Raw genomic sequence first — 22068 nt, forward strand, 5'->3', positions numbered from 1 at the left:
TATGTCTACCACTTCCACGACGCAGACTCTATCTTCGCCAACCGGCACCGATCAGCCCCGCACTGGTACTTGGGATGGCGGTAATGAGCCCTTTAAGGCTAGCTACGGCAAGCTGATGATGTGGTTCTTCCTGCTATCGGATGCTTTTACCTTTGCTGCCTTTCTGACCACTTATGGTCTGATGCGCCATCGGCATTTGGCTTATACCGGCACTAGCGAGGCATTTGAGTTTTCGACTGCCTATTGGCCTATCCCGGATAAAGTATTCAATGCTTTCCCAGGTTTACATGGAGTTGATTTGCCACTAGGTTTCGTGGCTTTGATGACTATGATTCTCATTTTTAGCTCCGTAACAATGGTGCTAGCAGTTGAGGCAGGGCATCGAATGGACAAAAACGATGTGCAGAAGTGGTTACTATGGACAATTCTATTCGGCACCATCTTCGTGAGCTGCCAAGCTTGGGAATGGTCCCACTTTATTGCAGGTACCGACGAAGGCACCCTAATGGAGGATGGCACGCGCTTCTATGGTGCTAACCTGCAGCGCAACCAGTATGGACCAGTACTATTTGCTGACCTATTCTTTTTCATTACTGGCTTCCACGGTACGCACGTGTTCAGTGGCATTTGCTTACTTATCTGGTCTTTCATTGCTACAACCAATGGGACCTTCGAGAAGAGAGGCCATTATGAGATGGTAGAGAAGATTGGTCTGTACTGGCACTTTGTAGATTTGGTATGGGTGTTTGTATTTACCTTCTTCTACCTCGTTTAATAATTAAGGAGCAAAAAGCTCTCATAAAAACGATCTGCATTTGATCGTTGAGTTAAGATTTAAATTCAAAAGTTATGGCTCAACATAGCAACAACCAGCCACCACAGTTAGGTGAAATTCCAAAACCTAATACAGGTTGGATTTGGAAGACATTTTGGGTACTTGTAGGCATTACGGCACTTGAATTCGTATTCGTGTTCCTTATGGATGCGGGCACTTTGCGTAATACGATTTTTATCGTGCTCACTATTTTTAAGGCCTTTTTCATTGTGGCTGAGTTTATGCACCTAAAGCACGAAACTAAAGGCCTAATATGGTGCATCCTGATACCTATGGGGTTACTTATTTGGCTTCTAGTAGCCTTAGTTAGCGAAGGATCTTACTTAGGCGAAGCAGTACTGAACGCTCTTAATTAGCAAATGAGGCCCAAACAAACACTGTTTCTGGGCCTCATTCTATTGATGCCAGTACTGGCATTCCTATTCCTTAAGTCTTTCGGTAAAAACAGCTACGCGCTGCCTACTTACTTGCCTGACCGCGTTGACTCAACGCTGATAGGAGGAAAGTGGCAGCGCGATACTGTTTTTCATCAGTTACGCAATTACAGTTTCCCATCACAAGCCGGTCGCGCTATTAGCCATGCTGACCTAAAAGATGGCATGTACGTGGCTAGCTTTTTTCACACAACTTGCTCGGAAGGTTGTGCTCAAATGAACAACCAGTTGAAGCGCGTGCAGGAGAAATTTCGTAGTGATCCTCGTGTACGACTTGTATCATATACTGTAAATCCTACGCAAGATTCAGTTTCAGTATTAGAGTGCTACGCCGAACTATATGGAGCTATTGCGGGCAAATGGTTTTTCCTTACCGGTGACAAAATGCAGCTCAACCGGTTAATAACGGAAGAGTACCGTCTCCCCGCTCCCGTAGGCGAGGCACCAGCCATACAGCATAGTCAGCAGCTATTTTTAGTGGATCGTGAGCAGCGGGTACGGGGAATCTACGATGGTACAAAGGCGCGAGAGATCGACCGCCTGATTACTGAAATAACCGTGTTGCTTTACACCTATGACCACAACAACCAACCCCGTACTTGAGCCGGGCAGTTTCACTAAGTACAAGATCATTCTAGGAATATTAGCGGCGGTAGTGCCACTGTTGGTCGCTATCCTGTACTACTTCCCAGAGGCATTCCGAATTCCAGGTGCTGAGGTAAAATTCTTGCCAGCGCTCAATGCTGTACTCAATTCACTGACCGCCGTTTGCCTAGTATTGGGCTACTACTTCATTCGGCAGAAGCAAGTGGCTCGCCATCGGGCTATGATGGTCAGCGCTTTTGCGTTGGGGGCCATTTTTTTGGTTTCTTATGTCATTTACCATTCGCAACAAGCGTCCACACCGTTTGGCGGTGTAGGTACAATCCGTTATGTATACTTCTTCCTTTTGCTCAGCCACATTGCGCTGGCAATAGTGACGGTAGGCTTGGTATTGTTCACCCTATACTTTGCATTAACTGAGCAGTTCACGAAACACCGTAAAATAGCGCGTTGGACCTTTCCTGTCTGGCTTTACGTGTCCGTTACCGGTGTTATCGTTTACTTTATGATTTCGCCGTATTATACCTAGGCTAGAGAAACTTTGCTTTCTTAAAAGTGTTGAAATAGTATGAAAAAGGCAGCTGTTACTGGTTTATTTACCTTCCTCTTGGGTCTGTTACTGAGCGTTGCTCCCATATCGGCGCAAGCGCAGTGCTCTATGTGTAAAACCCAAGTAGAGTCGGCGCGCGGGGATAAGGAGGAGTACGACGCTTCTGGTCTGAATAAAGGCATTCTTATGCTTATGACAGTTCCATATGTACTGATGGGGATTGTTGGATTCATCTGGTATAGACACAGTCAGGCAAAGAGTAAGTAGGTTTGACTATTACAATTCCCTCACTATTCGTTGAAGTCCTTGCTTTCCAGTTTAATAGGAAATGCCGCCGAATGGCGGCATTTTTGTTAAACCCCTACTTCAAACCGTAGTGGTGCTTCGGCGCCCGTATTGTCTTTGAAATTATTTCGCTCCACCCCACTGGTTTTGCTTTTGGTCGCCACCTTATGCTTCGTGGGGGCCTACTTCAGCAATCGTTATGGTCAGGTACCAGAGGTATTACTGCGTGCCGAAACGGCGCGTCTGCAAAGCCTGGTTATCGAGGCCCAGCGCAAAGCCGAGCGTGAAGCCGATGAAGTAGCGGAGTATCTACAAGCCCAAGAGTTGAACTTCAGCAACTTAGTTGGCTTAACTTCTTATCCGTGCTTTGTATTCAAGGGCGAGAAGCTACTCTATTGGTCTGACCATGCTACGCGGCCAGAGGTAGCCAATGTGGGACAGAATTTCCGCGAAAAGCTCGTGGACATGCGCTTCGGTCAGTATCTGGCCTTACGGCGGCTCGTAGGGCCTTACACTCTTCTGACGTATATACCACTTGAAAAGCGCTATGGCATAAGTAACCGCTATTTGCGCGAAGGTTCGGAACAGGCTTTGTTTCGGGGGGCAAATGTGCGCTTGGTAGTGAATAATACCAATCCCCGGTTGCCGCGTTTATTCTCGGAAGAAGGTGATTATCTTTTTTCTATAGAAAGCTCCGCTCCAGACCCAATTACGGGTAAGTATCTGCCCGTTGCTTTATTGCTGCTGGGTGTGGGCTTTTATTTGGCCGGATGGCTGCAGTTAGCATTGCATCTCTTTTCGACGGGGCGCGTGTGGGCAGGAGTAGGGGCAGTTGTCATTCCGCTGGTGGCGCTCAGAGCAATGCTATTGTTTCTTGGGTTGCCATTCTCTTTAGTAGAGTTGCCCCTTTTCGACCCTCGTTTATACGCCGCTTCTTGGTTGTCACCATCACTGGGTGATTTGCTGATTAACGCCTGCCTGTTTGTTGCATTAGCATATTACGCCCTGCTCTTGTTCCGGCGGTTTGGAATAGTGCGTCGGGTGCGGCGCCTTCGTAGCATACCGTCCATGGTCATAGTGGGAACCGCGGTAGTATTCAGCTTTTATGGACTGTTACAGCTTCTATTCAATTTCTATTCGAATAGCTTCAACAACTCCCAGCTGGTTCTTGACGTGACCCAAAGCATCCAGGTGTCGGTGTTTAAGGCCTTATTATGTTTGGCCATAATACTACATACTGGCAGCTACTTAGTGGGCTTCTATATGCTGTCTCAGCTGTTTATGGCTGCGGTACGCCCGGCCACGCGTGGGGTTGGTATTGTGCTGCTCGGACTGGCAACTTTAGTGATTTTACCCCTTGGGCTCTCGCTTAGCCTCACAAACGGCACCTTACTCGGGCTCACGCTTTTCTTTTTCTTCCTCGTCCGACTTACAGGCTTACGGCAGGTATCATCCGTGGTACCCTATCAAATCTATTTGTTTGTTTTCTTAATGCTGGGGGTTAGCTCAGCAGTAGGTGCTTTGGCGCTATACGAGCATTTCGATCGGCAACTGGTATTGAACAAGCAGCGCATCGCTAGCAACTTGCTTGTGGACAATGATTTGCAGGGCGAATACTTACTGGCTGAGCGGTCGCGTCAGATGGCGGCCGACCCCTTGATTCAAACAATGCTGGCCCGGCCTTTTGCTAACCAAGATGTGGTGCGCCAGAAAATCATCAAGTATTACCTGCGTGACTATTTCGACAAATACGAAATCGCAGTTACGCTTTTTGATCCGGCCGGTCGCTCCCTCGATGGCAATGAGGATACGCTAACCCTGCCTCAACTGCGGAGACGACTATTGCGAACGGCCTTGTCAACGGATCACCCTGATCTCTACCTAATCCACAACAGCAACTCATTCAGCTCGCGGCGTTATGTAGCTTTTGTACCGGTTACTACCTCGGCGGGGGGCAATAGTACCGTGCTGCTAGAGCTTTCATTGAAAAAGCTAACGGCTTATAGCGTAGTACCCGAGCTCTTAGTCGATCAGAAGTTTTTTCAGCCAGGGTTAGGGTCAGATTTGAGCTATGCAGGTTATGAGAATGGCCGGCTGGTCTACAAGGAAGGCGATTTTGATTACGTCAACCATCTTACACCGGCTCAACGCCAGGATACGCGCTTATATAGCGTGGGTTTATCAGTTGATGGTTTCCATCATTTGGCGGTGCGTGGTGCCCAGCGCCGTACAGTAGTAGTGACCACGGCCACATATTCCTTCGATGATTGGCTGGCTAATTTTTCTTTTCTCTTCCTACTGCACACCTTCTTCGGGCTGTTGGTTCTTGCTGGCTACATGCTGTTTAAGGGCCAGTATTTCCAGGTGTTCCGGACAACGTTTAGCACCAAGATTCAGCTGTTTCTAAACTTTGGAATTTTGGTGCCCTTGCTTATCGTCAGTATTGCGACGGCTAGCCAGGTCACTTCTTCTTACCAGCGCGATTTGCGGCGCACCTACGAGCGGCGCGGCAAAACGGTGCAAGAGAACATCTTGAAAAATCGCGCTCTGCTAGCCGACTCATCGGGCACCACGGCACTAATCGATTTGGCCGAAAACGTCTCCGACCTGACAGAAACGGACCTGAACCTGTACGGGGCTGATGGGAATCTGCAAGTCAGTAGTCAGCCTTTGATTTTTGAGTCCGGGCTGCTGAGCAAGTTGATGAACCCGCGCGCCGTGGCCGAGCTATATGAAAATGGCCAGCCGCAGGTACTGCTCACCGAAACTGCTGGCTCCCTGTCCTTTAATACCTTGTACTTGCCGCTACGCGCAGCAGTGAGACCGGGGAGGCCGGATGTGGTAGTCGGCTACGTGGGTATTCCATTCTTTGATTCCGAAAAAGAGCTCGACAATAAGCTTATAGAGCTGGTTTGTACTATCCTGAACATCTTCACCGTGATGTTTATCATCTTCTTGGTGCTGACGTTTATAGCGTCGCGCATTCTGACGGCCCCGCTTAAAATCATCACGGAGAAGCTGAAGCAAACAACCCTCACCGGCCAGAATGAAATGCTGGCATATGATTCATTGGATGAAATTGGTCTGCTGGTGCGCGAATACAATGGGATGTTGCTTAAGCTGGAAGAAAGCAAGCAGGAGCTAGCCACTCAGGAAAAAGAAGCCGCTTGGCGCGAGATGGCGCGGCAGGTAGCCCACGAGATTAAGAATCCGCTTACGCCCATGAAGCTTTCATTGCAGTACCTGCAGAAAGCAATTGCTGAGCGCCGGCCGAACACAGAGGAATTGATTGGCAAGATCTCCCAAACGCTTATCACTCAGATTGATGTATTGAGCGATATTGCCACCTCGTTTTCTACCTTTACCAACCTGCCTGCCATGCGGCCGGAGCGACTCGATGTGTTGCCCATCTTGCGGCGGTGTGTGAGCTTGCACAAGGGCGGGGTAGGAGGAGGCAGCATTCGGTTGAAAGTGCCCCCCGATGTTAAATACGGAGGCTACGCCGTTTTTGCCGACGAAAACTTGCTAGTGCGTACCTTTAATAATCTGCTTATCAACGCGCTACAGTCGGTGCCGGAAGGCCGCAAACCCGACATCAACGTTACGATGGAGCGGGTCAGCGCTGACCGCATTGAGATTTGCATAGCAGATAACGGGGCCGGTATTCCGGAGGAAGTGCAGGATAAAGTGTTCGTACCCAACTTTACCACCAAAACGTCTGGATCGGGTATTGGCTTAGCAGTTGCTAGGAGAGGAATTGAAAGCGCTGGGGGGCAAATTTGGTTTGAAACCGAGGAAAACGTGGGTACAAAGTTTTGTATTGAATTGCCGCTGGCGCCGAAGTAGGGCCGGAGAGACCAAAACACCCACGCCCACGGAGCACCACCTCCACTAGAGCGGCACGAATCTGGCGCCGCCGCTCGTTGTGGTGCGAAAAAGCCCCCAGCCTGAAAAATAAGTAGCATGAGTAGCAGCTTTACGCAAATTCTTCCGCGTTTCAGCCTGCTGCTCACATTGTTGCTGCTGGCTCAGAGCGTTGCGGCGCAGCAAGCCGGCCCGCCCAGTACGCGCCGCTGCCGCTGGGTGAAGCTGGCGCCAACCCGCGACACTATTATCTTCACCCTCCCTGATACCCTGACTGTGGTGCCCTCCTCGGTGACAGCCGATGGTCGCTCAGTCAGCTACGATGCGCGTACCGATCAGTATCGCATCATCAGGCCCATGCGCCGCTTTCCCGCGCCTGACCCCGACCAGCCCGATATCGTGTTTCTGCCCACTGGCCCCGACTCGGTATTGGTGTGCTATCGGGTCTTGCCGCTCCGGCTGGCTGCGCCCAGCTACCGCCGGCCGCGCACGCTTATCGATAGCCTCAATTTTGCCCCCCGGTCGTTTAGCTACAATGACTTTGCGGTAAAAGAGCAGATCTTGGCTACGCCGGGTATCAACAAAACGGGCAGCCTAGCGCGCGGCATCTCCTTTGGCAATACGCAGAATGTGTTTGTTAATTCTGCCTTGAATTTGCAGCTCGAAGGCAAGCTTACCGATCAGATAAACCTAACAGCAGCTATTTCGGATCAGAACGTACCATTCCAACCGGAAGGGAATACCCAGCAACTCCAGGAGTTTGACCGCATTTACGTGACGCTCACTCACCCACGTTGGAGCCTGACGGCTGGCGACGTAGTACTCCGCAACCGTCCCGATTATTTTCTGCGCTTTTACAAAAATGTGCAGGGTGCGGCCGTGGAAGCCAAGCTAAGCCAGGGAGCAGGGCGGCGCAGCGTAACTACAGCCGCCGCCGGTGTGGCCAAAGGCAAGTTTGCCTCCATCGAGCTACCGCCCCTAGAAAACGTGCAGGGCCCTTATCGTTTGCGGGGCCCGAATGGCGAGCAGTTTATCATTGTGCTGGCCAATTCCGAGCGGGTGTACCTCGATGGTCGGCTAATGACGCGGGGGTTCGATTTTGATTATGTCATCGATTATAATCAGGCGGAAGTTACCTTTTCGCCCCAGCACCTGATCACCCGCAACTCCCGCATCCGGGTCGATTTTGAGTATTCGGATTTTAACTATGCTCGCTCGCTTTTTGACCTGAGTCATTACCAGGAATTGGGCCGGCTGAGTGTGCACCTGAACTATTACCGCGAATCCGATAACCCAGACAACTCGCCTAATCTGGTGTTGAACGAGACTGACCGCGAGCTGCTGCGGACCATTGGGGATAATGTGAGTCTCGCTACTACGCCCGGTGCCGACTCGGCCGCTTATGACCGCCGCCAGGTGCAATACCGCCGGGAGGTGCTCACCTTGCCCGACGGCACCCGCGTGCCCACCTTCGTATATACCACCGACTCCACGCGCGGCGTGTATAATGTGCGCTTTACTAGCGTGGGGCAGAGCGAAGGCGACTACATTCTGAGCACGAGCGCCGACAATATCAACGCCAATGGCCGCGTATTTCAGTACGTGGGAGGCGGACGGGGGAACTACCGGGCCGAGCGTCGCTTACCCACGCCTCTGCAAAAACAACTCGTGACGGCCGGAGCCAGCTACCGCCTCGACTCCACGGCTACGGTGTTCATAGATTTAGCTTCGTCGCAGTTGGATCTGAACCGTTTTTCGCCCCAGGCGGACCAGGGACGCACTTTTCGGGTGGGCTACGCTGTGCTGAATCGGCCCGTGAATGTGCCCTTTATGAAGCAGTATAAGTTGCGTAGTACTCTGGACTATGAGTACAGCAGTCAGCAGTTTGCCCCCATCGACCGCTACCGCGACATTGAGTTTGACCGCAACTGGAGTACCACCAGTACCGTGCAGGGCAATGCCGCCTTCCGGCCAGCCCGCGAGGACAATATTCTGAATTTCTCGGCTGGCTTAGTGAAGGATGATAAAAATGCATTTGCCTACCGTCTCAGTCGCCGTTACCGGGCGGGTGAAGTAAGCGGCTTGCAACACTGGCTGGATGGCGCTCAAAAGATTGGGGATGTGGAGTTGCGTGGGGGGCTTTTTTTGCTGAACTCCGAAGCCGGGTCGCGCCAGTCTAACTGGGCGCGGGGCGAAGTGACCGGCCGCTACGCGCGGGGGGCAATTATTCCGGGCTACGCGTATCGCTTTGATAAAAACCAGGTGTCGTTGCCGGATGGCACTGCACTTACTTCGGCCAATTACTTTGATGAGCATTCCGTGTTTGTGCAGAGCCGCGACAGTGCCACCACCCGCTTCCGTCTCGACTACACCTACCGCCGCGACCAAGCGCCCCTCGACGACGAGTTGCGCACCCGCGGCCGTGCCCAAACCTGGCAGGGCCTATTTGCGAGTCGCCTGGGTAAAAATCAGGACATCTCGCTGCTGCTCACCTACCGCGATCTGGCCGCCCGCGACAGTGCCCGCCAGCACACAGTGCTCGGCAAGCTCGACTGGAATGCTTCGTTTTTCAATAACCTGTTACGCTCGGAGCTGAGCTATAACGTGGCCACCGGCCGTGAGCTACGCCGCGATTATTCCTTTCTGCCGGTTCCCAATGGGCAGGGCACTCACTTCTATGCTGGCGATGCCAACGCTAACAACCGCCAAGACAAAGAGGAGTTCTTTGAAGCGCAAACGCCTGATGCCCAGTACCGCACGCACATCAAGGTGTTCCTGCCCACCGACGATTACATCATCGCCTTCACCAACCGCTTCAGTTACCGCCTCACCAGCGGCCTGCCCCGGCAGTGGCGCGATCAGCCGGGCCTCAAGGGCTTTGCGGCTCGCTTTACCAGTATCAGCACGGTGTCGTTGGACCGGCGCACCACCGAGCGCGACCTTAGCTCCCGCCTCAATCCATTTGCTTTCCAAACCGAAGATCAGTTCTTGCTTTCGCTAAATAAGCTGCTGCGCAATACGCTGTATTTCAATCGGTCTAATCCCATTTTTGGGGCTGAGTTTACGGTGCAGCAAACCCAGCAAAAGGCGTTGCTCACCCAGGGTACCGATATTCGCAATCTAGCGAGCCAGTCGGTGCTGCTGCGCCGCACGCTGGCTCAGTCATTTACGGGGCGGGTTAGTACTACGCGCAGCATTCGTGAAAACACGTCTAACTATCTGCAAACCCGTAATTTTCGAGTGCTGCTCTATGAGGTAGCTCCCGAAGTTAGTTACCAGCCCAGCCCGGCGCTGCGGTTTACTGGTACCTATTTGCGCTCCTCCAAGCGCAACACCTTCGCCGGCCCCGACGAAAACACGCGCGGTGTGTTCGACGAGTTGGGCGTAGAAACGCGTTTGAGCCAAGTGAGCAAGCGTACGCTCACAGCCGCCACGCGCTACGTACGTATCGGCTTTGAGGGCAACCAATCATCGCTGGTAGCGCTAGAAATCCTTAATGCACTGCGTCCGGGCAACAATATGACCTGGAACCTGAATGTGGAGCAGCGTCTGAGCAATGGCCTAAACGTGACAGTGGCCTACGACGGCCGCAAGCCCAACGGTCTGAGCGCCGTACATACCGGCCGAATGCAGGTGTCAGTGCTGTTTTAAGCATAAATTGGCTGCTTATTTACTTTCAATCAGCTTCCGAATACTAGCCACAACAGCTAACTCCGCTTGCCCGGCCGGTGCTTTCGCCATATCAAGCTGTTTGAGGGCCGCCGTTTGCCAAGCCGCAGACGGCGCTTGTCCCTTTTCGAATAGTCGCAAGCGCTCTAGCGCCAGCGCCGCGATAGCGCTGAGTTGGGCCGAAAGCGGGGCGTATTCTTGTAGGCTTGACTGGGCCATGAGCAAGGGCCGCACCAGTGCATCGTTGAGCTGCCACTGGCGCAGCGGCGTAGCCACGGCAACGGCGGCTACTTTGGCCTCAGCGGTTAGGCTAGGTGTTCCCTGGGGGACTTTTTGGCGCAGCCGCAATAGGTTTTCGACTGCCACACCAAATTCGCGAGCAGCGTCTGACTCAGCGGGGGCGGCATCTACCAAACGGTTTAGGGGCGTTTGGGTAGTGTAGGTCATGCCTTGAAAGTGCCGCTTATATTCCTTCACTGGCTCTAGCACACTGGCAAATGTACGCAGCGGTGCCACGTCGCGGCCGCCTGCCAGCTGTGTCAGAAGCTGCTCCGGCACCCGGCGATGCCGTAGGCCCAGCGTTTCCAAGAGCGTAGAAATGCCCCCCAGACGCCGGTACATATCCGGCACATCCGTAACCGTAATAGGTGACCAGAAGCGCTCGGCAATAGCTGCCGTGCGCGGCCAGATGCGGCTGTCAACAATAACTGAATCGGCGAACTCAGCCCACATGGTAGCCTCGCCACCCAGAATGCGCTGCTTTTCGGTGGCCGTGAGTGGCGCATCGGCGGGCAGTGGGTCGTTCAGGTAGTGAGAAGCGGCGCTGTAGTTTAGGTCGATATAGTAGCCGTTGGAAAGTATAGTGTTGTGGCCAGCTTTGGCGGCTTCGTAGAGGCCTTTACGACCGCGCCAGCTTTGGATGAGAGCATCAGTAGGCAAACCGGGACCAAGAATCTCGTCCCAGCCAATCATCTTCTTACCCCGCGCCGTTACCATTTGCAGAATGCGACGGTTGAAATATGTCTGGAGCGCGTGTTTGTCGGGCTGGCCTTTAGCGGTCATGAAGCCTTTTTCCTTCATAAATGCCACAATACGCGGATTGCGCCGCCACTGCCGTCCATCGTTTTCATCCCCGCCAATATGGAAATAAGGGTCCGGAAACAGAGCAGTCATTTCCCCGATTAAGGTATTGAGTAGCTCGTAGGTAGTTTCCCTTGTTGGGTCCATTGCAATGTTCAACACGCCCCAGCGTTGCGCAACGCCGTAGGTCGAGTCGTTGCTGGCCAGCACTGGGTAGGCAGCCAGCCAACTGGTGGCGTGGCCGGGCATATCAAACTCTGGAATAACGCGGATACCACGGGCGGCAGCATAGCGCAGCACTTCTCGCACCTGCGCTTGGGTATAATATTGACCCTCAGAACCAACTTCGTGAAGCCGAGGCAGCGTTTTGCTTTCCACTCGAAAGCCCTGATCATCAGATAAATGCCAATGAAACACGTTGAGCTTCACGGCGGCCATACCGTCGAGGTTGCGCTTGATGACGGCTACGGGCATAAAGTGTCGAGCCGCATCCATGAGCAAGCCGCGCCACACGAAGCGAGGCTGATCGGTGATGTCGACTTCTGGGAAATAGAAGTTCTTTTTTTCCTTGGTCAACAGTTGACGCAGGGTTTCGAGGCCGCGCAGGGCGCCTAGGCTAGTGGGGGCATCCAGGGCAATACCGGCCGGAGTTACGCGTAAGCTGTAGCGCTCCGCGTCGCCGGCCTCCATACGGCCTGTACGCCCGTAGCGAATGGTAAGGTCGGCGGCGCCGGAAGTGGTAAACTCGGGTGTCAGACGCTTATCACCAGTATGTTGTACCAGCCAAGTGCCTAACCGCTCGGCCGCAGTTCGCACCACTGAATCGGGTGTAGTCGGAGCATTCAGTTGAACGCGCCAGGTGTTTTTCAACGCAAAACGGCTAGCACCCCACTTGGCCTGGGCAGGCACAGGCATTAGATTACGCGTCTCCGTAATTGCTTGGGCGTAGCCGCTGTGGCTGAAAATAAGCAGGAAGAATAAGACGAGCGGGGGAAGAAAACGCTGAGGACGAAGCATAATGGGGCAGGGGCGAGTTGCCTCAAAATTACCAGGTTATTTCGTAGTCGGGTTGAGTGCCGTCCCAGATTATTGAGCCTAGGCAAGCAGCATAAGAACCAATTGACTGTTCCTGGGGGACAAATTCGTTTGAATAAACTTCTGCAAAATAGCTTATTGGCCGAAGTTGTCTAACTGAAAAAGCACGCTTTCCTCAACGGCTTCAGGACTAAAAGCACGATATCACAAGAGCCTTATATCAACCCTCGCGCCTTGAATTCTAGGTAGCGGTTCAAGGTATTTACTGTTAATTGATCAGGCGGCGTGAGTAGGGCGTGAATACCATAGCGCTGCAACTCCCGCACGATTTGGCGCTTTTCCTGAGCAAACTTCTCAGCAATGGTTTGATTGTAGACGTCCTCGGTCGTGGCAGCTGGTGTATCCAGAAACTGCCGTAGCTCGGTGTTTTCGAAGAAAATGACCAGCAGCAAATGATCTTTGGCCAAGCGCCGTAGGTAAGGCAACTGGCGCTGTAAGCCGCTCAGGGTTTCGAAATTAGTAAACAGTAGCAGCAGGCTACGCTGTCGAATGCGCGTCTTGACGTTGGTATAAAGCAACTCAAAGTCCGTTTCAAGGTACTTGGTGCGCTGCTTATACAGCACCTCTAGCAGCTTTAATAAATGCCCCCCACGCCGGTCGGCGGGCACAATGGCTCCAAGGCGGTCGGAAAACGTGACGAGGCCAGCCTTGTCGTGCTTGAGCATGGCAATGTTGCTCACTACTAGCGTGGCGTTAATGGCATAATCTAGCAGACTCAGGCCTTCGAAAGGCATCCGCATCACCCGGCCTTTATCAATCAGGCAGTACACCTGCTGGGCGCGCTCATCCTGAAAGTGGTTGACTACTAATGTATCGGGGCCGCCGGTAGCGCGGCGGGCTGAGGCTTTCCAGTTGATGCTGCGCGGGTCGTCGCCGGGCACGTAGGGCCGGATTTGCTCGAACTCCAAGCTGTGACCTACCCGCCGGATACGCTTCACGCCCACCTCACTGAGACGGTTGCTTAAAGCCAGAAGTTCGTACTGGCGCATCTGCAAAAACGACGGGTACACCGGCACTACCTGGTCCTGCCCGTAGCGAAATCGCCGCCTTACCAATCCCAGCGCCGAAGCCACAAACACGTTTACGGCCCCAAAATGATATTCTCCGCGCTTTACTGGTCGCAGCTGGTAGCGAATCACCTGGGTTTCACCCAAACGCAGCTTCACCCGAAACAGCACGTCGCGCCGCTGAAACTGGTGAGGTATCTCGTCAATCGTCTCGGTTCGTACAGTGAAGCGGTAGTGGTTTTCGAGGTAGATGGCTACCTCGTTGTCGCTGCCATTGGCCAGCTTGTCGCCCAGCACCCGCCGCCCGAATACATGGCCGCTGCCCATAGCTCCCGGCGCGTACAGCAACAGGCCATCGAGCAGCACTAAAGCTGTGAGGACAGACAGTGTCGCCTGAACCGGCAACAGCAGCACCGGAAGGAAAAACGCCACCACAAACCCAGTTATAATAACTGTTAGAGCTAAGAAGAAGCGCCGGGTGAGGTAGAGGTTTTTCAAGAATAAAGAACTAATAGTAAGTGAAATGTCATGCAGAGCGGAGCATCTCGCGTGTTTAGGGAGGTTAGTAATCCAGTGTCAGCACGCGAGATGCTTCGCTCCGCTCTGCATGACGGTTAATGATTAATTCTACCGTGGCACTTCAATTTGCTGCATAATCTGCTTAACTACTTCATCAGGCGTGCCGCCTTCCATTTCGCGTTCGGGGGTGAGCTGGATGCGGTGACGCAGGACGGGGGCAGCTAAAAACTGCACGTCTTCGGGCGTGATAAAGTCGCGGCCGCGTAGGGCAGCTAGGGCTTTTGCACCGTTGAGCAAAGCCAGGGAGGCGCGGGGCGAGGCGCCGAGATAAAGCGCTTTGTGGGCGCGGGTCTGGCCTACGAGGTGGGCAATATAGTCGAGCAGCTTGGGCTCCACGTGCTGCTGACGCACCTGCGCACGCAACTCGGCAATGTCGGCGGCGGTGAGAACGGGCTGCACTGCCTCTAGTGGCGTACCACCGAAGCCAGCATGGTGCCCCTGCAGAATGGCTATTTCCTCTTCTAGGCTAGGGTAGCCAACGCTCACTTTAAACAGAAAACGGTCGAGCTGAGCTTCGGGCAGGCGATAGGTGCCTTCCTGCTCGATGGGGTTTTGAGTGGCTAGCACCAAAAACGGCTCCTGCATAGGGTAGGTCACACCATCTTGGGTGATGTGGTGTTCTTCCATCACCTCAAACAGGGCCGCCTGCGTTTTGGCCGGGGCACGGTTTATTTCATCGATGAGCACGATGCTGGCGAAAATAGGACCGGGCCGAAACTCAAACTCAGCCTTATTGGGCCGAAAAACCGAAGTGCCCAGCACATCCGAGGGCATGAGGTCAGGGGTGAACTGGAGGCGGCTGAAGGGCACGTCGAGCGTGCGGGCCAGAAGCTTGGCCGTGAGGGTTTTGGCTACTCCTGGCATGCCTTCCAGCAACACGTGGCCATCAGCCAGCAAAGCCGTTAGCAGGAGCTCCACTACCGCGTGTTGCCCCACAATGACTTTGCTAAGCTCCCGCTTGACCGCCTCGGCGCTGGTACTCAGGTGGCTGAAGTCGCGACGGGGAGCAAAAACGGACGTCGGCTCAACTGGTGCAATAACCTCGGGGGGCAAATTGCCGGCCGGTGCGGCATCTGAGGTAGGCGTGGGAGCGAAGGATCCTGATTCCATGGTAAGAGAGGATAGAAACGGCTTTATACTAAAGCTATCTGGGTTCTGTGAAGGATAAGCAAATGACAAGTGATGAACTGTCTTGCAGTGTGGTAGCGAAGCATCTGGCGTGCAGCCGTTGCCAAACTAAACAGCGAAGCGAGCGAGTTGCTTTGCTGTGCTCTGCATGACGGTCTTTTGCTAGCTATCTACTCATTCGGCGAAAAGCACTGATTGCGTGGCTAAGCTGAAGAAGTTGTTGATCTGTGACTTGCGGGGCAGTGCGGGTAAAATTGATGAGGCGCAGAAGCTTGTTCAGTTCCTCGCGCGATACTCCCGATTTTTGGCTTAGCCGCTCCCGCAGCTGTTCATCGTTCATATCAAGCTCGGGCTCGTGAAAGCGGGTGCGCAGGTACTCCAAAAACAGGTTTATTTTCTTGTTAGCTAACCGCGTATGGTCGTTGCCTTGGCGATAAAGCCTTGCTACGGTGCGGGTAAAAAGCAGGGTAGTGTTCGGTAACGGCTTGAGTATGGGAATGATGCGCTGCCGACGCTTGGCTTCAAAGAAGATAAATAGCAGAGCCCCGATACAAGTCAAGTAGAAGGCTGCGCGTAGTGCTGGATACCGCAGTAGCACCTGCACCAGCGAATTGCCCCCCAGCCGACCTTGCTTCTGGTATTCATCCCACCAAGCCGGCCGCGACGCGGGCAAATACGAGAGGCTGGCAAAAGCAAAGTCGCTGGTCTGGGGCCGGAGCACATACACGTTGGAAAAAGCCACGGGCACCGAGCACAAGTAAAAATGCCCCCCGCCGTGCGGCAGGCGGACCAGCACCGGCCGCCGCTGCATGTCGGTAGCCAGCACCGTAGCCAACGGCGACAGACTATCAGCCAGAAAGCGCGTGGAAGCCAGCGCAGCCGGGTAGCGAAAGCGGCGGCTTGGTAGCGTGCCCGATGTTCGGAAGCGCAGCGTTACGGAGTCTGGCCGGAAGGCAACAGAGTCGGTGGTTGTGCCGCTGGCTTGGCTAAATCTAGGGCGAAAGTTCAGGGGCTCGAAGGTGTCGAAGTGGAGCGTGTCGCGCAGATCGCGGTCAAATTCTTCGGCAGCGATAAATACGTCGTTGCCGCGGGCAACAAAGCGTAACAGCGCGCTACAGTCTAGCGAGTCGAGTCGAAAATTTGGTTGGATGAAAAGATAAGAGCGCGCCGATTGGCTGGTGGTACTTAGCTCTGCTGAGTCTGCCTCGGCATCATAAAAGCGCTCCTCCCAAGCTTCTACTTGGTTTAGGATTGGTGTACGTATCGTTCGTATTGAGTCGTTGAGCAACTCCGGTAGCAGGTTGTAGAGAGCGTAGGTGCCGTAAGGGATCTTGTCGCGGTTAATAAAGGTGGGCGTGCGGTCGATGGGCTTGGGGCGGTAATAATCCACGACCACGTAGACCCCAAACAGCGCCACCAAACTTGCCAGATACAGTTGAAATCGGCGGTTTTTCATCAGGCGGCGCGCTGGCTGATCTGCGTGATTAAGGCTAGTTGGGCAGCGCGTACCTCGGTGTAGTGGGCCGGTGTGAGCGTCCACTCGCCGTACCAGGCGTACTCAAATTGGCTGGCCACAGTGGCAAATGCCGAGTGGAGTGGGCTGGGAGGCATTTCGGCCAAGTAGTCGGCGTTCGTTTTTTCGGGACGCCAATTCATCAGGCCGCGGTCGGTGAGGTGTTTGAGGACGCTTAGAAAACCCAGCCGCACGGCTAGGCGGTAATTGCCATTAGCTTCGGCGGCCGCCAAACGGGCCGCGAAATCTGGGGCGTGAATATTGTCAGGCTCGCTGGTATAAGCGAGACTCGCTTGGCGCGGCGCCCGCCCAAAGGCACCCGTCAGCTCTATTTGCAATAAGCGCAGCACCACTACAACAAAAGCCGCCAGGAAGCCACCATAGATAATATAGCGCCAGCCGTTGCGATAAGCGGGGGTCTTGAACCAACTGTCAAACCAACGCATCAAGCGCCGTATCCACGATTGACTAGTGCTCCTAACTGGAGCTTCCTCTTCGTACTGCAGCTCGCGTTGCCGGCGCAAGGCGCGCAAATGACTGGCCGCCGGCCGCCGCACAACTACGCCGCTGGAGGTCGTGTCGGGGGGCAAAACCTGGCTGGGTGCCGCCGACAGTGGCTCCAGGAGCAGCAGGCTCAGCAGCAACAAGAGAACACGAAGCGACAAGCGGTAGAAAGTAAGAGTAGCAAAACAAAAGCGCGGCAAAATTTGCCCCTCGGCCTAATATTCGCCTTCGTCGTCGGCGCGGTAGCGGTCGGGGGCGTATGGCTGAGTGGCCACGGAAGGCTGCCCGATGCGGCCAACCAACGTGCGTAAGCCTTCGCCTTCCTTGCGCTCTACGAGGTTAAAATATTGGAAAGCTAAAGCCAGGAACAGGAGCGGATACAGCATGATTAACGCCATAGAGCTCAGGGTGTTTGTCGCTACTACGAGTAAACTATTGGGTGGCGTCGAGTTAGGAGTAAGTAAAGTGGAAACGTTCAGGAAGGATTGGGGAATAAAAAATACAATTGACATCATCCCGATGATTATTCCCATCACCAAAATAAGCCCAAACGTAGACCACCATTTGCCCCAGATCAGATAAAAGCAGCGGCGCAGCGTGGCGAAAAAACCGAGCTCTTCCCGCACCCAAATGATGTGGAACAAGCTCAGCGCAAACATTACGTAGAAGAGACCTAGGTAGAATACAGGTGCCAGTACCGCAATGATAGGTCCCGTTATTTGCATCAAAAAGAATGAGCCTATCAGCGGCACACATGTGGCCACTAGCACAACTCCAAGGCCAAAAGTGGCTAATAGCGTACCCACAAAACGCCGCCGCACTACCGCCCAAACTTCCGAAACTTCTATCTCGGCAGACTGGTCAGTTCTGTTTAAGCAGAGTAATAAGTAGCCGTAGGTAGTGAGAATGAGCAACGTGAGAGTAAAAAAGCCCCCTACAAATGCCAGCAGGTATTCTGGACTACTCACAAAATCAGTTAACGGCCCTAAAGCGGAATTGCCTGACTGTTGGCTGGTCGTTATCTCACGCATGTAAAGCTGCATTCGCGATTGCATGAGGCCCGCACCAATTCCGCTGAGCAAGGCTGCTGGCAGCACGATATATAATAAGCACTTGCCAAATGGCCGGAAATGAACCCGTACAAAGTCAAAGGAGGCCTCGATTTTTTGGCCGAAGTCGCGCTCTTTCAGGAAATCGGCTGGCTGGGTAAAGGAAAGGCGGGGCATAATCGAAAAGATAAGAGTTAGCTAACACGGCCTGCTTGCCGATGCAACCACCACGGATACACCACAAAATAGCCCAGAATAAAGAAAAGAGAACCACCAATAATAAGTAGGCTTAGCGCCAAGGGCATCTCGGTATGACGCGTCACAAAGCCTTCCAAAAAACCGGCCACTACAAAAATCGGCACCAGGCCAATCGCCAGTTTCAGGCCGGTGCGGGCGCCGCGGCGGAAGGAGTCGGAGCGGGAATAGGTGCCCGGAAACAGCAGGCTGTTGCCCATCACAAAACCCGCGCCCCCAGCCAGCACAATGGCCGAAATTTCCAACGTACCGTGAATCCAGATAGTAAGCACAGACTGCGCGCCTACGCCCTGGGCAAAGAAAAAATACTGAAAAGCGCCCAGCATCACGCCATTGGCAAACAATGACCACGCCGCGCCAAAGGACAGCAAGGCACCCATAGCGAAGGTGCGCAGGGCCACGTAAATATTATTGATTGTGATGCCGATAAACATTTCCGTTTGGCCAGCACTCTTATACACCGCCATCGGGTCGCCGCGCCGGATGTTGTTAAGTGTTTGGTTAACGTATTGGTCACCCAAAATCACGCGCACAAATGTGTCGTCGTACGCCGCTGATAATGCCCCAACGGCTGAAGCAAGGCAAAAGAAAGCCAACGCCCACAGCAGCGGCCGGTACGACTGCGCTACCAATAAAGGCAGCTCGCGTAACCAGAAACGGCCAAAGCGGCCCGTATTCTCCCTTTTGTTTTTATATACGGCTTGGTGTAGCTTGCCCGTCAGCTCATTCAAGTACTGCGTGGTGGTAGAATCGGGGTAGAAGGTGCGAGCGTATGACAGGTCATCGGTCAGCTCCACGAAGCGGGCCGCTAGCTCGTCGGGGTCAGCGGCCGGCTGGGTGGCGTAGCGCTTCCACTTTTCGGTATTTTGCCGCAGAAAAACAGCTTCGCGCATACGGGATGGGGGGCAAAATAAGGGAACGATGAACCCGGCAGAAGGCGCCTGCGGGCGGCAGCGGGCACTCTGGCAAATATATTGATTATCACGCGGGAGCCGCGTTGGCTTACCCTTTTGTTTTGCACTTTAGTAGTATGCGCACCATTCAGATTCAAACACCCCAAAACGTGACGGTCGAGTACGAACTCGCCAGCGTCGGTGACCGCATCATCGCGACTATTCTTGATTATCTCGTGCTTTTTGTGTGGGGCGTAGTCTGGCTAGGTGTAGGGGCAATCTGGCTAAGGACAGCATCTATTTCGAAAGCTAACAGCAGCGTGGTGGTATTGTTAGTTGCTTTTCTAGTCGGGGTTCCGTGGGTCTTTTATCACTTACTGAGCGAGATATTCTTTAACGGGCAGAGCCTGGGCAAGCGAGCCCGCGACCTGAAGGTAATTCGGCTTGATGGCACCCAACCCAGCATCGGAGATTACCTGCTGCGCTGGCTTCTGCGTCTGATTGATTTTAGCCTGATGTCGGGAGCCGTAGCCGTTATTACCATTCTGATAAACGGTAAAGGCCAGCGTCTCGGCGATATAGCAGCCGGTACTACCGTCGTGCGCATTCGGCCCAGCACCAGCCTCGACGACACCATCATGCTGCCCGATGCACACTACCAAGTGGTATTTCCACAGGCTGCTAATCTGACCACCGAGGACGTGAAGCTTATTCGCCAGCTTTTTCAGCAAGGCGTGCGTCTCCAAAATTATCTGCTGATCAATGAAGTAGCTAACAAAGTGAAGGAGCTAACCGGCATCCAAACCGATTTGCAGGATGAGCCATTCCTGCGCACCCTGTTGCGCGATTATGCTCATGTGCAGAGTCAGGGAGGGTAAGGAGCAACAGCGTTGCTAACACTAGGGTCCCTGGACCCCACGCTTTGATTAACGGTTTTTAGCCAATACTCCTATACTAATCACTTGTTAGGAAAACCGTTTCCAGCAAATAGCATGTACTAGCATCGATTGCGAAATTGCCATAGACACAGTACTTCTAACTAAAAAAGCCCCCCAAACATATCTGGGGGGCTTTTTTAGTTAAGGAATATGAATGTTTTTACCCAGCCGCAATAGCTTTGCGCTTGCCCGTGCGAGGCGCACGCTCTTCTCCTTGGCTCAGCAAATCATCATCACGCTCGGACTTTTTGACTACCCAGCTAACTGAATACAAATCTTTGCGACGGTCGCGGAGGTTACGCACAGCACCGCTAGTATTCAGGTCCTTAAGTAAGTCTAGGTCGAGGTCAGCAATGAGGGTCATCTCCGTATTGGGAGTGGCCTCAGCTACGATGGCATCGTGAGGGAACGCAAAGTCGGAGGGACTGAATACAGCCGACTGCGAGTACTGAATGTCCATGTTCTCAACGCGGGGCAAGTTGCCTACCGAGCCGGTGATGGCCACGTAGCATTCGTTCTCGATGGCACGGGCCTGGGAGCAGAGCCGCACGCGCTGGTAGGCGTTCTTAGTGTCGGTCCAGAACGGCACGAAAAGGATTTTCATGCCTTCATCGGACAGCATGCGTGCTAGCTCGGGAAACTCGACGTCATAGCACACCAGGATACCGATTTTACCAAAGTCAGTATCAAAGCACTTGAGCTTGTCGCCGCCGCGCATACCCCAATAGCTAGCCTCGTCGGGGGTCACGTGCAGCTTGTACTGCTCGTCCATAGTGCCGTCGCGGCGGCAGAGGAAGGCCACGTTGTGTAGCTTGCCATCCTCATATACTGGCATGGAGCCCGCCACAATGTTGATGTTATAGCTTACCGCCAGCTCCATCATTTTGGCTTTGATAGGCTCGGTGAACGCTGCCATAGCGCGGATAGCTACTGAAGGTGAGTCCTCGTTAGTGAGAGCCATCAATGGAGCGTTGAAGAACTCCGGAAACATCACGCAGTCTGACTTGTAGCCGCTGACCGTGTCCACGAAGAACTCAATTTGCTGCAATAGATCTTCCAGACTGCGAGTGGCGCGCATTTGCCACTGTACAATGCCAATGCGCACGTTGCTCTTCTGATTACCGATGAGCTTTTCTTCCTCCTCGTAATACACATTTAACCATTCCAGCAGCGTAGCAAAGGCCTTCGACTCGGAATCGTAGGGCAAGTAGCCGCGGATGATTTTGCGAACGTGAAACTCGTTGGAAAGCTGGAAGGTCAGGATGGGGTCGGTGATTTCCTTGTTGCGCACCATTTCCACGTACTTAGCCGGCGTCATCTCGTCGGCATAGGCCGCGTAGCCCGGAATTCGCCCCCCAGCCACCATAGCACGAAGGTTCAGGTTCTCGCATAGCTCCTTGCGGGCATCGTACAAGCGACGGCCCAGGCGCAGAGAGCGATACTCAGGATCTACGAACACATCGACGCCGTAGAGTGTGTCGCCATCAGGGTTATGCGTGTCGAACTTACCGTTGCCCGTGATTTTGGCGTAGGTATGACGGTCGCCAAAGTCGCTGTACTGCACGATGATAGCTAGCGCTGCCGCTACCAAGGTGCCATTGTCCTCAATGCCAATTTGCCCCTCGGGGAATTTACGGATCAGAGCCGCGTACTCGTCCGCCGACCAAGCGCCTTCCATATTGGAATACACCTTGTCCATGATGCCTTTCACGGCTTTAAAGTCGGAGCGACGCAGCGTACGTAGTACCAGTTTATGGGCTGGTACGGCCGTAGGCGTCAGCAACTCC

15 protein-coding genes are annotated in these 22068 nt (G+C 53.6%); 7 read left to right on the forward strand and 8 right to left on the reverse strand.

Features of this window, described 5'->3' with window-relative positions; translation table 11 throughout:
• Position 1: 1 nt before the first annotated feature.
• From ACW9KT_RS05805 to ACW9KT_RS05830, 6 genes are all read left to right on the forward strand, one after another.
• Entirely contained in the window at positions 2-775 is a 774-nt protein-coding gene (locus ACW9KT_RS05805) for a cytochrome c oxidase subunit 3 (protein WP_457078423.1), read from the forward strand.
• A 74-nt stretch (positions 776-849) separates the two neighbouring features.
• Complete coding sequence (locus ACW9KT_RS05810; RefSeq protein WP_457078424.1) at positions 850-1191, forward strand: cytochrome C oxidase subunit IV family protein; 342 nt, start codon at positions 850-852, stop codon at positions 1189-1191.
• Positions 1192-1194: 3 nt separating this feature from the next.
• On the forward strand, positions 1195-1872 hold the full coding sequence (locus ACW9KT_RS05815) for an SCO family protein (RefSeq protein WP_457078425.1): 678 nt from the start codon (positions 1195-1197) through the stop codon (positions 1870-1872).
• The gene (locus ACW9KT_RS05820; protein WP_457078426.1) at positions 1844-2401 is read left to right on the forward strand and encodes a DUF420 domain-containing protein; all 558 of its coding nucleotides are present in this window, start codon (positions 1844-1846) and stop codon (positions 2399-2401) included. The genes ACW9KT_RS05815 and ACW9KT_RS05820 overlap by 29 nt, the downstream gene beginning before the upstream one ends.
• Before the next feature lie 423 nt (positions 2402-2824).
• Positions 2825-6553, forward strand: a complete 3729-nt coding sequence (locus ACW9KT_RS05825) for an ATP-binding protein (RefSeq protein ID WP_457078427.1) — start codon at positions 2825-2827, stop codon at positions 6551-6553.
• A 117-nt stretch (positions 6554-6670) separates the two neighbouring features.
• A complete protein-coding gene (locus tag ACW9KT_RS05830) occupies positions 6671-10222 on the forward strand; it encodes a hypothetical protein (protein WP_457078428.1) in 3552 nt (1183 codons plus the stop codon).
• 15 nt (positions 10223-10237) lie between these two features.
• Here the strand turns inward: ACW9KT_RS05830 and ACW9KT_RS05835 are convergent, their stop codons facing one another.
• The 7 genes from ACW9KT_RS05835 to ACW9KT_RS05865 form a co-directional block, all read right to left on the reverse strand.
• The gene (locus ACW9KT_RS05835) at positions 10238-12337 is read right to left on the reverse strand and encodes a beta-N-acetylhexosaminidase (protein ID WP_457078429.1); all 2100 of its coding nucleotides are present in this window, start codon (positions 12335-12337) and stop codon (positions 10238-10240) included.
• Between the two features lie 233 nt (positions 12338-12570).
• Entirely contained in the window at positions 12571-13920 is a 1350-nt protein-coding gene (locus tag ACW9KT_RS05840; RefSeq protein ID WP_457078430.1) for a DUF58 domain-containing protein, read from the reverse strand.
• 129 nt (positions 13921-14049) lie between these two features.
• On the reverse strand, positions 14050-15111 hold the full coding sequence (locus tag ACW9KT_RS05845) for an AAA family ATPase (protein ID WP_457078431.1): 1062 nt from the start codon (positions 15109-15111) through the stop codon (positions 14050-14052).
• Between the two features lie 184 nt (positions 15112-15295).
• Positions 15296-16585, reverse strand: a complete 1290-nt coding sequence (locus ACW9KT_RS05850) for a DUF4350 domain-containing protein (protein ID WP_457078432.1) — start codon at positions 16583-16585, stop codon at positions 15296-15298.
• Complete coding sequence (locus ACW9KT_RS05855; protein WP_457078433.1) at positions 16585-17307, reverse strand: DUF4129 domain-containing protein; 723 nt, start codon at positions 17305-17307, stop codon at positions 16585-16587. Before ACW9KT_RS05855 ends, ACW9KT_RS05850 begins: the two co-directional genes overlap by 1 nt.
• Positions 17308-17361: 54 nt before the next feature.
• Entirely contained in the window at positions 17362-18372 is a 1011-nt protein-coding gene (locus ACW9KT_RS05860) for a hypothetical protein (RefSeq protein ID WP_457078434.1), read from the reverse strand.
• Positions 18373-18389: 17 nt separating this feature from the next.
• A complete protein-coding gene (locus ACW9KT_RS05865; protein ID WP_457078435.1) occupies positions 18390-19343 on the reverse strand; it encodes a stage II sporulation protein M in 954 nt (317 codons plus the stop codon).
• 137 nt (positions 19344-19480) lie between these two features.
• On the opposite strand from ACW9KT_RS05865, the gene ACW9KT_RS05870 reads away from it, so the two are divergent.
• Positions 19481-20221 carry an RDD family protein gene (locus ACW9KT_RS05870; RefSeq protein WP_457078436.1) on the forward strand — a complete coding sequence of 247 codons (741 nt, stop codon included), beginning with the start codon at positions 19481-19483 and terminating at the stop codon, positions 20219-20221.
• A gap of 220 nt (positions 20222-20441) precedes the next feature.
• On the opposite strand, the gene ACW9KT_RS05875 is transcribed toward ACW9KT_RS05870, so the two are convergent.
• Positions 20442-21980, reverse strand: coding sequence for a GNAT family N-acetyltransferase (locus tag ACW9KT_RS05875; protein WP_457078569.1), 1539 nt, complete (start codon positions 21978-21980; stop codon positions 20442-20444).
• Between the last annotated feature and the right edge of the window lie 88 nt (positions 21981-22068).

This window comes from Hymenobacter sp. HD11105 (assembly GCF_054051685.1).